We start from the raw sequence: 13,006 nt of genomic DNA on the forward strand, positions 1-13,006 counted from the left end.
CCCTCGATTTGTCAGGATTGTACTTGTTTCTATACTATTGCTCTTTTTGTCTTTTGTTATCTATATCAATCTTCGCCCAAACCCTAACGAATGGACGAAAGTCTCTAAATTAGGGATTACAGTGCCTTTACGTTACAAAATTCATGGGATTGATGTCTCGCATCATAATGGCGTAGTTAATTGGAAGGAAGTAAAGAAAATGAAATTCTCGGATGAGAATTTAAAACTTGGTTTCTGCTTTCTAAAAGCTACGGAAGGAATGAGCCATGCCGACCGTCAATTTGAAAGAAACTGGGAACAAGTAAAAAAGAGTGGTTTAAAAAGAGGAGCTTATCATTTTTTTATTACTTGGCGTGAGCCCGTTGGTCAGGCGAAAAATTTTATTAATTCTGTAGATTTAGAGGAGGGTGATTTAGCTCCTGTGTTAGATATTGAACAAAACTCTTTAAAGCCCGACAAGCAAATTATTAGTGAGATTCAAACTTGGTTAGATATTGTAGAAAATCATTATCACAAAAAACCAATTATTTATACTAACCCCAACTTTTACAAGAAGTTTATCAAAGGAAATTTTGATGAATATCCGCTTTGGATTGCTGATTATTCAAGGGAAACATTGAAAGGGTATAATTCAAATTTATGGTTTTGGCAACACAATCAGCGTGGTTGGTGTGAGGGCGTAAAAGGTACGGTTGACTTTAACGTGTTTCTGGGCAATCGAGAAGATTTAGAAGCCTTGTGTTTATGATAGTTTATTTATGATACTGATTTTAGGATTGAGATTATTAGTGGGAAACAGAATCATATCCGATCCCGTAGTGGTAGCCACAATAATCCAATAAATCCTAATTCAGACAAATTTAAGGTTATTAGATAGTTCTTACCTCATGGCATTATTTACAGGCTGACTATCTACAAACTGCTCAAATTTTATAATCTTTCCTTCTTTCAGTTTCCAGATATGAGCAACCCTCGCTTCAAAATATTTACCTGTTATTTTGTATGTACCAGTATAGGTACCGTAGGCTACTACTTTATCATCACTAGCAACATAGTCTTCGGGAGTGAACTTATAATTTATCCATTCGCCTCCTAATCGGCTAAAAACATTCTTAGTAACACTTTCTAAACCGATATAAGTGCCTGCATAAGGAAATCCCTTGGCTTCTGTCCAAGATATATCTTCAGCTACGTATTTGGCTAAATTTTTTCCGTTTTCTTCCGACGTTTTTCCTTCGTAAGTGCTTTTAATAATCTCAAGATTTGTCATTTCCTTCTTTTTTAAAGAGCAACTTGACAATGCCAGAAACATTGCCAAGTTGAATGTGATTAATTTTACCATTTCATTTCTCCAGTGTTCACTTTTGCTCCTATTTGCAAAGCAATGTCAAAAGTAAGAGTTGGATATTTTTCTTTGAGGGCTTTAATTAAATCTTCCGAAGTTTTGTTTGTTTTCAAAGCCTCTTCATAAAACTGGATATAACTTTTGGTGTGATTTACTGCTGAAATATCAAATGGAGAATTAGCATTTGCATGTGCAGGAATCACTATTGTTGGTTTTAAAGCTTCAATTTTATCTAAAACATTTATCCAGTTTTTGCGAGCGTCTGTTGTTTGGGCATCTGCCATCCAAAGATTAAAAGTCGTTCCAAAAACATTGATACCTCCTACAACTGCCTTAATGGACGGAATCCAGACGAAAGTTTTTGAAGGAAATTCTTCTAAACCTACAATTTCTAATTTTTGACCCTCCAGTTCAATACTATTTCCTTTTAAAACTTGCGGTAAAACAACATTTGATGTAATGGCTTTGCCTAATCTTCCGCCCCAAATGTCTAATTTTTTCTGTGCTGTAGCCTTGATAGATTCAACGGTTACTGGCGAAGCATAAGCAGTAACATCAGGAAAATATTTTTTGAAAACTTCCAAGCCAAAATAAAAATCAGGGTCGGTGTGCGAAACATAAATAGTCGTTAGTTTTTTACCTGATTTTTTGATTTCCTGTGCTACCTTTTCGGCATCTGCTAAGGTAAATTGTGCATCAATTAATGCGGCATCCGTTTTTCCTGATACAATTACTGATGCTACCCCAAAACTGTTTTCTGAGGCATTATAAACCTCAAGTTTAAAATTGCTTGTTTCAATCGTTTTGAAACTTTGTGCTTGTCCGTCCATTTTGAATAAAATTAAGATTGTTAATAATATTGTTGAAATAAGGTTTTTCATCTTTGCTGTTGTTTTAAATTGATGATGCAAAGATGGGAGCAAGCAAAGCACAAAAACTTTAAAGTAGTTTAATAAAGGAGGGAGACAAGCTATTTTTTTAAAGAAATTTTCTTTCGGATATTGCTCAAAAAGACATTAGTAATGCCCAAATAGGCAGCAATTTGCAGATTAGAAAGGCGTTGGATAAGTTGTGGGTATTTTTCAGAAAATTCCAGATAACGTATTTCAGCAGTTTTGCTCAGATTATCTATCATCCTTCTTTGAAGGGCAACATGCGTTTTTTGAGTCATTACCCTAAATAATTTTTCTATTTTGGGTAAATTCACATAAGCAAATTCTTTATCTTTTTTTGAAATTAGCAGTACTTCGCTATCTTCGATAGCTTCTATAAAAAGTTGTGATGGTTTATCATTCGTAAAACTATCAATATCGGTAATCCACCAATTCTCAAAGGCGAAATAGAGTATTTGTTCAACTCCGTCTTGGTCAATATGATATACGCGAAAAAGCCCTTTGACAACGAAGCCTTCAAACTTGCAAACTTCGTCTTTCCTCAATAAAAAACTTTTTTTCTTAATGCTTTTGTATTGAAACAAATTGCAGAATTCTTCCATTTCATCATCTTCAAGAGAGATATGTTTGGATATATTTTGTTCGAGGAGATTTTTCATCTTGAGAGTCTATTATGATGCTGTATAAATTTGTTGCAACTTAAAAACTATCAAGAATAGTCTTCGCATAATTTTTAGCTTGGTTCAAATTGGCAAATTCCTTCATTTGTTGATGATTACCAATGACCTGCTTGGTTGCCAGAAGTGTTTCAAGCTTTACTAAAAGGTCGTCTTCAATAGCTTCGTCAATAATTAAACCCAATTGTTTTTCAGCCGTAATTTTGCCCATTAAGCCGTAATTGTAAGTAATTAAAGGCTTATTAGCACTAGCTGCTCTTACCATAATGGCACTCATGCCAATATGTTTTTGGTAGAGAGCCAATACATAATCTGCTACTTCAAAAAAAGATTGAATATTTTCATCTGCCACAAAATCGTTGTGAGTAACTACCTGCACCGTTTTCTTTTGGACTAGTTTGGCAAGCTTTTCTTCAAAAACCAGTTTCTCATTTATATCCCAAGGACCAACAACCAATAAACAAACGTCTTTGGCTTTTTCATCCGAAAGCTGGGTTAGGGTATCCATTACCTTCGCTATGCCTTTTCTATCATCTAAATGACCAAAAATCAAGAATACCGTTTTTTCAGGAGAGATTCCTAATTCATTTTTTAAGGTAATTGCAGGTTGGATACTTGGATAAATCTGTACGGGGTCTGGTAAAAATTTTACTTTATACGTTTGCCAATTGTTTTGAATAAATTCAACCGCAAAAGGGTCTAGACAAAATAACGTATTTAAAAACTTACGATGAGTAATGGCTTTTAATAGTAAATATTTACGCCAATAATTAATTTTTTCTTTGATAGAATAGGCAGGGTAATTAACCAATGTTGGGCGAAAAAATATTCCTGAAATAGGACAAGGAGGAGTAGGCTCTGTAAAACAAGCTAGTTGAAAATGGTCAAAATACATCATAAAGATAGATTTAGCTTGTAGTTCTTTAGCGTACTCAGAACAAATAGCCCATTCCAATTTGGCTCGTTTGATAACATTACTTTTAGCCTCTTGCCAATTGTTAAAAGTCTCCTTAGAAGTACTCATCCACTTGATATTATCGGATTTAGTATTTTGAATGATTGTCGGATGTTTTTCAAAAAAATCTGGATTCACCAAAACCGCTAACTGAAAATCATATTGCTCGGTCAAAAAATGTAAAAGCAAATGATATAAATAGCCTGGATGATGCCCGCTAGCATCAGGTTCAAAGATTAAAACAGTTTTTTGAAAACTCATAAGTTAATAAGTAAGTATTACAAAATGCTTTTGTAAACATTTAGTGTTTGGGTCGCGGTTTTTTCTGCCGAGAAGTTTTGTTGACGATTAAAGCCTTTTTCAATCAAGCTTTTTCTAAGAAATTTATCTTCGATGATTTGTGTGATTTTATCGGCAATATCTTCTTTGTCATTAGGATTGAAGTATAAAGCGGCATCTTGAGCCACCTCAGGAAAGCATGATGTATTACTTAATACTACTGGACAACCACAGGCAAAAGCTTCAAGAATTGGTATTCCAAAACCTTCGTATAAAGAGGGATATACAAAAGCTATGGCATTTTGGTACAAGTAAAATAAGGTATCGTCGCTCTGAAAATGAAAATGCTTTACTTGTGTTTGTAAATTTAAGCTATCAATTAATTCATGCTCTGTTTTGTTAAAATCACCTCCGCCTGCACAAAGTAACTGTATATCAGGATGTTGATGTAATACAGAAGCAATAGATGTTACAAAGCCAGTAAAATTTTTATAATCATTGCGTGCACCTACGTAAAGCAAGTATTTCTCAGGTGTTTTTACTTGAAAACCAACTGGTAATTGATGATTTCTGAAAGAAGAAGAATGGTAAATTACCTCAATTTTTTCGGGTTTTATTTGGTAAAACTCTAATAAATCCGCTTTAGTATTTTCAGAAATAGCAATAATTTTTGCGGCCTTGTTCAGTAGTTCTTGTTTTTGAGCATGACTAGCATTATCGATATGATTCAAATTAAAACGCTCTTTAATACAGTCGTGATAGGTAAGCACAAAAGGCTTCTTCTTGAGATGATTTAAGTAATAATTATGAAAGAAAGTAGGATGAAAAACGTCAAATTGACCTTTTTGTAGTTGAACAATACTATTCAAACGGTTTGTTCTCGACACTAGCATATTGGTTGGCATAAAACCAAAAATATGCCTAAATTCATTTGGACGACGAACAGAACTATTTTTTAAATATTCATTGTTTGAAAAAGGTAAGGATAGTTTTACACCAACACCCATGTCTACTAGCGACTCCATCAAATCATGAAAATAGCGCGCCACCCCTCCATATCTTTGCCCCGTAAATGCCTGATGATCGTATAGTATTTTCATATTTATTTAGTAGTGATTGAGTGAGTTGTGATTGAGTGAATTTTGAGTAGCATTACTTCTCAAATCACAATCAGAACTCATCTCAACCAATTCTCATTTCTTAAATCTTGCAGCTCAAAACTATTTGCTAAAAGCTATCTACTCTGCTCAAATCTAATAGCTCACTACTCAATAGCTGTTTGCTCAAAGCTGACTCATCAAAGCCTCAATTTCATCGGCTTCAATAGGAATATTTGCCATTAAATCAATGTTGCCATCTTCCGTAATCAGGATATTGTTTTCTAAACGAATACCCAATCCTTCTTCACGGATATAAATACCAGGCTCTATGGTAAAGACCATTCCAGCTTCAAAACGACGATATTTGTTCCAAACATCATGAACATCAAGTCCTAAATGATGCGAAACACCGTGCATGAAATACTTTTTGAATAGTGGTGATTCAGGATTTTGTTTCTCTACGTCTTCGCGCGTAAACAAGCCTAAGCCAATTAACTCTTCTTCAATGAATTTCTCAACAGCTTGCTGATATTCATCCCATAAATTGCCTACTACCAAAATAGATTTAGCATATTTAAAAGCCCTTAACACAGCATCATATACTTGACGTTGGCGAGGCGTAAATCTACCATTTACAGGAATCGTTCTTGTTAAATCAGCATTATAATTTCCGTACTCAGCCGCTACATCCAATAGAATAACATCACCATCAAGACATGGGCGACTGTTTTCAATATAATGTAATACACAAGCATTAGCCCCCGAAGCAATAATAGGCTGATAAGCAAAACCTTTGGAACGATTTCTCACAAATTCGTGCAATAGTTCTGCTTCAATTTCATATTCAGTAACATTGGGCTTTACAAAATTTAGGAGTCTTCTGAATCCTAATTCTGTAATACGCATGGCTTCGCTCAACTGTTCAATTTCAATGGGATTTTTAATGACCCTTAATTGGTGCATCAGCGGAGCAAGTCGTTCAAATTTATGCAAAGGGAAATGCTCTTTAGCCCAAAGGATAAACTTTGCATCACGTGTTTGTACTACTGAATGGTTACGAATATGTTCGTTTGAATTCAGATAGAGATGTTCAGCTTCAAAAACCAAGGTTGTTAAAACAGCATCAAATTGGCTCATCCAATAAATGCTTTTTATGCCCGAAACCTCTTGTGCATGCTCTTTGGTATATTTATAACCTTCCCAGATGGCAATCAATTCAGAAGTTTCCCTCAAGAATAATATTTCTTTATGAGCAGGATTTGGGCTATCTGGAAACAATAAAAGGATAGTTTCTTCTTGATCAATCCCAGAAAGGTAGAACAAATCAGAGTTTTGTTGAAATCCCATCGTTCCGTCTGCATTGGTAGGCATTGGGTCGTTGGAATTTAAAATAGCTATAGATTTAGGTTTTAAAAGTTGCGCTAAGCGTTGACGATTTTCAATGAAAAGCGAGTTGTTGATGGGTAAGTATTTCATATAAAAAGAGTGTTATTTCTGGCACAGGTAAATGATTTCATCTTTAGGTAAAGCAAAACGTTTGATTTGGTCTGGTGGCATATTAATACCGAATTTATCTTCGGTTACTTTCCAGCCACCTTGTTCCAAACGTTTGTTATAATCTCTTCCGTAAATTCTGAAATGGTCGTCTTGCTTAAACAAACGTTCACGTTCTTTAGGGTCAGTAATTGTTTTGTCTTCAAAGGTAGTGGCTAAGCTCCAATCTTGGGGAGATTGCATGATTGCCCACCCCGTAGGTTTTAATACTCTTCTCATCTCACGCATACATTGAATATCATCATTTACATGTTCAAGTACGTGATTACAGAATACTACATCAAAAGTATTATCTTCAAATGGAATATGGTGTAAATCCATTTTTACTTTTGCTAATGGCGATTCAATATCAGCAGTGATATAGTCCAGATTCTTCATTTTTTCGAAACGATCAATGAAACAATACTCTGGGGCAACGTGTAATACCTTTAATTTATTAGTAAAGAAATTAGTCTTTTGCTGTAAATACATATACATCAAACGGTGGCGTTCTAAAGCCAGACAATTCGGACATAAAGCATTGTCTCGAGGTTCTAAACGCCCATAGGGTACAAATTTTGAGAATTTTGATCTACAAACTGGACAGGTTACTCTAGTGCCTCTTAAAAAGATAGCGTAGATTTTCATCACTAAGTGAGAAACTAATTGCAGGTATTTACGTGGAATGTTTCTGAGTGTCCAGCTAATAATTGATTTCATAATTAATCTTAAAACGGTTTATAACGCTCGTTTTGAATGAATATATGTGATAAAATAAAAAAAGGAATGATTGTTCACACAAAGGTAAAAAATCATTCCCAATTTCTAATTAACAAAAGCTAAGAAGCATTGAATACTATATTTCTCTAATCCAAATATTGCGGAAACTTACTAAGTTACCGTGGTCTTGTAAAGAAATAGGGCCTTTTTCATGAACAGGATTCGTTGGCTGTCCGATATAATTTGTAGCACCTTGGATTTTAGTATGGTTTTGTACAATTACTCCGTTGTGAATAACTGTTACATACGCAGGCGTTTCGATACCACCATTAGCTGTAAAGCGAGGAGCTGTATAGATAATGTCATATACATTCCAGTCACCCATTTTAGAAGTAGCATTAACTAGCGGAGGAGTTTGTTTGTAAATAGAACCTGCTTGACCATTTCTGTAAGTACGGTTTTGATACGAGTTCAACACCTGTACTTCATAAATACCATTCAGAAAAACCCCGCTATTACCTTTTTGTTGACCCTTCAAGGTTTCAGGTTCGATAGGTGAACGCCATTCGATGTGTAATTGGCAATCTCCAAAGTGTTTTTTTGTTGAAATACCACCCGTCCCTTTTGCAACTGTCAGAATACCATCTTTTACATCCCATTTAGCCGCTGAACCATCTTTCGCTGATTCCCAACTATCTAAATTTTTTCCATCAAATAAAACTATCGCATCAGATGGAACAGCTCCGGGCGTAACTACTCTTACTTCTGGATCCCAGAACTCGGTAGCTTCTGGTTTATCTGGATTTTTTTGAGTAAAACGGAAATCTTGTGCATTGGCAGAATTCATTGAATAAGCAGCCAAACTAAGGCTTAAACCCAAAATAAATTTCTTGTTGATCGTCATTGAATTATAGTTTATGTTTATTTTAATTTTAATTTGCGTAAAATAAGGTATTCTGGCTATGCTAGCATTAATTTGAGTAAGATTTACTCAATAATGCAATATTCAAGAATATCTTGCGAATTAATACTTTATTTATGAAAATTACTCAAAGAAATTGGATAAAATTAGCTTTTCTGTGTGGATTTATGCTTATTATGAATGTAGCTAGTGCAGAAAAAGCTAAACAAACAGGGCTAGACTTGAATGTTATCTTAAAAGATAAAAAAATCCAACTTGTTAAAAACCAATTGCTTAAAGGCTGGACAATGCGTGCTAACGGAAGTAATTTCTATATTGAAAGAAATAATGATATTTTTTTGCCGCAAACTGCCCTGAAAAGTATTGATACCAGAGCCAGCGTTGTGACAAAAACAGTTGGCAAGAAGAAAGTGTTAATGATGAAAACAAAGGCTTATTTTATGATGACTGTTGAAAAAAAACTTCCTTCCGACAAAGTGGCCATTCTAAGAAATAGCACAAAGGGGGTATATCAGACAGATAATTATACAATAATTTTGTGGCAAGAGCACGGCTTTACTTATTCAAAAAATACAATTCCTGATAACTTAAAAGATGAATTTCAAACAATTGAAACCTTAATAGGCAGCAGTTGGCAATAATTTCCGATTTAAAAAATACCCAATATGAAACCTGATATTCCTAAAAAAGCACCCGGTCAAAAATTAGTGAAAAGAATGCCCTTGCGCACCAAGTTTATTTTGTGTGCTATTATTGGCTTACTTCTTTTTAGTTTTGGAATTTCTGTGGTAGGAACTGCTTCAACCATCAGAGCAGAACCTAATGTTATTTTTTTTAGATGGTTTATTTGGGGATTGTATGGCTTAATCATTACAAGTATAGGATTGGTCTTTCTAGGGCAAGCTATCCGTTTCAGAGTATTAATGGATATGAACAAGCGTTTTAGTCGCCAAGAGAAAGAGATGACTAAACAAATTAAGAAGTTGAATCATCTTGGAGAAGTATTGCGTGGCAAAGAAGATAAAAAAACTAAAAACAATAAAGAGGATAAAAAGGAATAAAAAAAAGAAAACCCCGTCAGTATTGACGAGGTTTAGATCTCTTAGAAGAAATTGTACAAATTACTTCGCAGCCTTCGCAGCAAACTCAGCTTTGATTGCCTCAATATCTACCAATTTAATTTCTGGAGTTTGAGTCAAATGCTTAATTGCATTGATTTTGTTAGTGGCTATAGCCTTGTTTCTTCTGTCTTTTCTTTTTAGTCTTGTAACAGCCATTGCGAACAGAGTTTTAAATTGAGGTGCAAAATTAGGAAGAATATATTTTTTAAACAAACATATAGGCAATTAATATGATTTTAGCTGTGAGCTTTGAGCAATGAGATGTAAGCTTAAAGCAAAAGTCTAGATTTTCGAGACTAAAATTCTACTATTTGTTTTAATTGCTAACATCTTAAGTCAAAAATCTAGTGTCTAGGGTCCAAAAATCTAAAATCTAGTGTCTAACATCTAAAGTCCTAAAGTCTTCTAGTCATTCATCCCAAGAAGTCCAAGAAGAAATAAAACCCACGAAGTTTCCAAATACTTCGTGGGTTTTGTAATTTTGCAGTTCAAGACAATCCTGTCAATTTTCACGTTCTTGGGTTTATAACCCAAATTTTATTCCATGAAACCAAGTTTAGTAAAAGGTACGCGAGATTTTGGACCAGAGAAAATGGTTCGACGTAATTATATTTTTGATACCATTAAAGCCGTTTTTCAACAATTTGGTTTTCAGCCTATCGAAACGCCCGCTATGGAAAATCTTTCTTCATTAATGGGAAAGTATGGTGAGGAAGGAGATCAATTATTATTTAAAATATTAAACTCAGGAAATTTTTCTGAAAAAATCACACAAAAAGAATTAGATGAAGGCGCTAAGAAATTGACATTGAAGATTTCTGAAAAAGGCCTAAAATATGATTTAACAGTTCCTTTTGCACGTTTTGTAGTGATGAATCGTAACGAATTGGCTATGCCATTCAAACGTTATCAGATTCAACCCGTTTGGCGAGGTGACCGTCCGCAAAGAGGTCGCTACCGTGAATTTTATCAGTGCGATGCCGATGTAGTAGGCACAGATTCGTTGGTTTGTGAAGCCGAAATCGTTTTAATGATTCATCAGGTATTCAAAAGCCTCGGAATCAATTTTTCCTTAAAAATCAATAATCGTAAAGTACTTACTGGCCTTTCGGAAGCTATTGGTGCAGCAGGGCAGGAAGGAGCTTTGGCGGTTGCAATTGATAAATTAGATAAAATAGGCAAAGAAAAAGTTTTAGAAGAATTAGCCGAAAAAGGTTTTAGTGAAGATGCTTTAGCCAAACTAGACCCAGTTTTTGAAATATCGGGGACAAATCAAGAGAAATTTGTTAAGCTTTCAGAACTACTCCAAGATTCTGAAACAGGCAAAAAAGGAATAGAAGAATTACGGGCTGTATGGGATTTGTTAAAATCTTTCGGGCAATCTGAAGAAAACATTGAACTAGATATTACCCTTGCCCGTGGACTATCCTATTATACAGGAGCAATTTTTGAAGTAAAAGCATTAGATGTACAAATGGGTTCTATCTCAGGTGGAGGTCGCTATGATAACCTAACAGGAACTTTTGGGGTTGATGGTCTGTCAGGCGTTGGAATTTCTTTTGGTGTAGATAGAATTTACGATGTATTAGAAGAATTGAACTTATTCCCTGACAATAATTCAGTCACCACTAAATTATTATTGTGCCATTTCGGGGCAAATGAATTAAACTATGCTTTGCCATTATTACAAAAAGCTAGACTAGCAGGTATTAATGCAGAGGTTTATCCAGATATTAGTAAAATCAAAAAGCAGTTAGATTATGCCGATAAAAAGCGAATCTCATATGTTTGTATCATTGGTTCAGAGGAGATGGAAACAGGGAAATTGACACTGAAAAATATGATTACAGGCGAGCAAGAAAAACTCACTTTTGAAGAGATAATCACCAAATTACAGTAAGTTTTAAAACGGCATTGATGAATCTAATATTTGTCAATGCCGTTTTTCGTTTAGTTCTACTATCATTTATTCCTTAATATTTTTACTTTTGGAATTATTAAACCAAATCATACAAAAACACTCTACAATGAAAAAAATATTTGTAAGCCTCGTTCTTACATTCCTCGTTTTTAGTTCTTTTGCCCAAAACTCATCTGGCGAATTAGACCCCATTCAGAAATTTATTGAAGTTAATGTTCAAATTCCTTTTCAGGCAAGGTTAGCTGATACACAAGGAATCGTGGCTGTTCGTATTACAATGGGTAACGATAATTTGCCTAAAAAATATGAAATAGTTCAGAATCTAACAGAAGATTGCGATGCAGAAGCCTTAAGAGTGATAAAGTTGATTCATCCTAAATACCTTTTGGACAGACTAGGAGCGAAGAAGGTCATGATTCTGCAAGTACCTTTTATCAATGAATACCCTCTTTTATTTGAAAAAGGATACTTCATTGAGTATTTTGACAGAGCAAAAAAGCCATACTGGGGTAATGAACCTGCCTTTGCAAGAAGATACTTGGTTGATACGCTCTCAGGAATAATCACTGGGAAGGCTGAATGTTTTAAGTTTGATGGTAAAAATCTAACACTTGTTGATGTAGCTCCGCTTAAAATAGACAGCACAGAAAGATATTCGCCAGAACTGTTTGAGAAGGCTACTGACACACTGAAGATTTACAAAAGGAATGTCTTAAGTAATGTGAGTTTTCCAACAATCAATCAGGCTATTTATCAAAATGGTAGGATAGCATACAGAACTTTTAATGAAAGAAGTTATGCTTATTACATCAATGGCAGTATTGCTACTTTTAGTAAAAAAGTTGAGGAAGAAAACAGTCAGGTGACAGAAACGATGAAATGGTTCGCTAATGGACTATTGGCTTCTATGAGTATTAGAACAGAGAATGAAAAAGGACTTTCTGAGCGTTTTATAGCTGTTTGGGATACGCTGGGAAATCAGTTAGTGAAAAATGGAATAGGCAATTGTCAATTTTATGAAAAAGACGGTAATGATTTGTTTATTCATGCTGGATTAATCCAAGATGGATTCAAAGAAGGGAAGTGGATAGGTAATAGGAGAGGGGAAGTGGTTTATGAGGAGAATTATGAAAAAGGGAAATGTATCAAGGGTTTTTCCTTTGCCAACGGACAAACATTTGAGTATGCTGACCCTCAAATAAATGCTGAATTTATCGGGGGTATTCCTAGTTTTACAAAACATATTCAAAAGAATTTAAAATATCCAGCGGCTGCTCAAAGAGCGAATGTACAAGGCAAAGTGTATGTACAATTTACGGTTTGCACCGATGGTACATTATGTGACTACAATGTGTTAAAAAGCGTTGGTTTTGGCTGTGATGAAGAGGCTATCAGAGTTATTCAGCTTTCAAACGGTAAGTGGGCACCGGGAAAAATAAGGGGGAAAATCACCAAAACTAAGTTTGTTTTACCTATTAATTATTTGATTGCCAATTGATTGTGTTTTGATATTAATGCCTTTTTTCTATAATGAAACTTT

The 13,006-nt window shown here is 34.7% G+C and carries 14 protein-coding genes; 5 read left to right on the plus strand and 9 right to left on the minus strand.

All coding sequences use genetic code 11. The annotated features are described in order from the left end of the window. The first annotated feature begins 46 nt into the window (after positions 1-46). Positions 47-748 (plus strand): glycoside hydrolase family 25 protein, encoded by a 702-nt coding sequence (locus AC07XN_RS02075; protein WP_494741867.1) that lies wholly within the window; start codon positions 47-49, stop codon positions 746-748. Positions 749-880: 132 nt separating this feature from the next. Here the strand turns inward: AC07XN_RS02075 and AC07XN_RS02080 are convergent, their stop codons facing one another. From AC07XN_RS02080 to AC07XN_RS02115, 8 genes are all read right to left on the minus strand, one after another. Beyond that, complete coding sequence (locus AC07XN_RS02080; protein ID WP_309918589.1) at positions 881-1,270, minus strand: nuclear transport factor 2 family protein; 390 nt, start codon at positions 1,268-1,270, stop codon at positions 881-883. Positions 1,271-1,335: 65 nt separating this feature from the next. Continuing rightward, entirely contained in the window at positions 1,336-2,226 is an 891-nt protein-coding gene (locus tag AC07XN_RS02085) for an MBL fold metallo-hydrolase (RefSeq protein WP_494741868.1), read from the minus strand. Positions 2,227-2,315: 89 nt separating this feature from the next. After that, positions 2,316-2,897 carry a Crp/Fnr family transcriptional regulator gene (locus AC07XN_RS02090; RefSeq protein WP_309918594.1) on the minus strand — a complete coding sequence of 194 codons (582 nt, stop codon included), beginning with the start codon at positions 2,895-2,897 and terminating at the stop codon, positions 2,316-2,318. A 40-nt stretch (positions 2,898-2,937) separates the two neighbouring features. After that, complete coding sequence (locus tag AC07XN_RS02095) at positions 2,938-4,131, minus strand: glycosyltransferase (protein WP_494741869.1); 1,194 nt, start codon at positions 4,129-4,131, stop codon at positions 2,938-2,940. A 17-nt stretch (positions 4,132-4,148) separates the two neighbouring features. After that, positions 4,149-5,249, minus strand: coding sequence for a glycosyltransferase family 4 protein (locus AC07XN_RS02100; RefSeq protein ID WP_494741870.1), 1,101 nt, complete (start codon positions 5,247-5,249; stop codon positions 4,149-4,151). 183 nt (positions 5,250-5,432) lie between these two features. Beyond that, complete coding sequence (locus AC07XN_RS02105; RefSeq protein ID WP_494741871.1) at positions 5,433-6,725, minus strand: aminopeptidase P N-terminal domain-containing protein; 1,293 nt, start codon at positions 6,723-6,725, stop codon at positions 5,433-5,435. Between the two features lie 12 nt (positions 6,726-6,737). Further along, positions 6,738-7,502 (minus strand): class I SAM-dependent methyltransferase, encoded by a 765-nt coding sequence (locus tag AC07XN_RS02110; RefSeq protein ID WP_309918607.1) that lies wholly within the window; start codon positions 7,500-7,502, stop codon positions 6,738-6,740. A gap of 136 nt (positions 7,503-7,638) precedes the next feature. After that, positions 7,639-8,406 (minus strand): 3-keto-disaccharide hydrolase, encoded by a 768-nt coding sequence (locus tag AC07XN_RS02115; RefSeq protein WP_309918610.1) that lies wholly within the window; start codon positions 8,404-8,406, stop codon positions 7,639-7,641. A 134-nt stretch (positions 8,407-8,540) separates the two neighbouring features. Between AC07XN_RS02115 and AC07XN_RS02120 the strand changes: the two genes are divergently transcribed. Both AC07XN_RS02120 and AC07XN_RS02125 read left to right on the plus strand, forming a co-directional pair. After that, positions 8,541-9,065, plus strand: coding sequence for a hypothetical protein (locus AC07XN_RS02120; RefSeq protein ID WP_494741872.1), 525 nt, complete (start codon positions 8,541-8,543; stop codon positions 9,063-9,065). A gap of 24 nt (positions 9,066-9,089) precedes the next feature. Next, a complete protein-coding gene (locus AC07XN_RS02125; RefSeq protein WP_494741873.1) occupies positions 9,090-9,485 on the plus strand; it encodes a hypothetical protein in 396 nt (131 codons plus the stop codon). A 60-nt stretch (positions 9,486-9,545) separates the two neighbouring features. On the opposite strand, the gene AC07XN_RS02130 is transcribed toward AC07XN_RS02125, so the two are convergent. Then, positions 9,546-9,701 (minus strand): hypothetical protein, encoded by a 156-nt coding sequence (locus tag AC07XN_RS02130; protein ID WP_309918619.1) that lies wholly within the window; start codon positions 9,699-9,701, stop codon positions 9,546-9,548. Between the two features lie 388 nt (positions 9,702-10,089). On the opposite strand from AC07XN_RS02130, the gene hisS reads away from it, so the two are divergent. Both hisS and AC07XN_RS02140 read left to right on the plus strand, forming a co-directional pair. Further along, positions 10,090-11,445, plus strand: coding sequence for a histidine--tRNA ligase (hisS, locus tag AC07XN_RS02135; protein ID WP_494741874.1), 1,356 nt, complete (start codon positions 10,090-10,092; stop codon positions 11,443-11,445). Between the two features lie 127 nt (positions 11,446-11,572). Continuing rightward, positions 11,573-12,964: an energy transducer TonB gene (locus AC07XN_RS02140; protein WP_494741875.1), complete on the plus strand. Its 1,392-nt coding sequence runs from the start codon at positions 11,573-11,575 to the stop codon at positions 12,962-12,964. The last annotated feature ends 42 nt before the right edge of the window (positions 12,965-13,006 follow it).

Source organism: Arcicella sp. GW458-12-2-14-TSB2 (assembly GCF_059423785.1).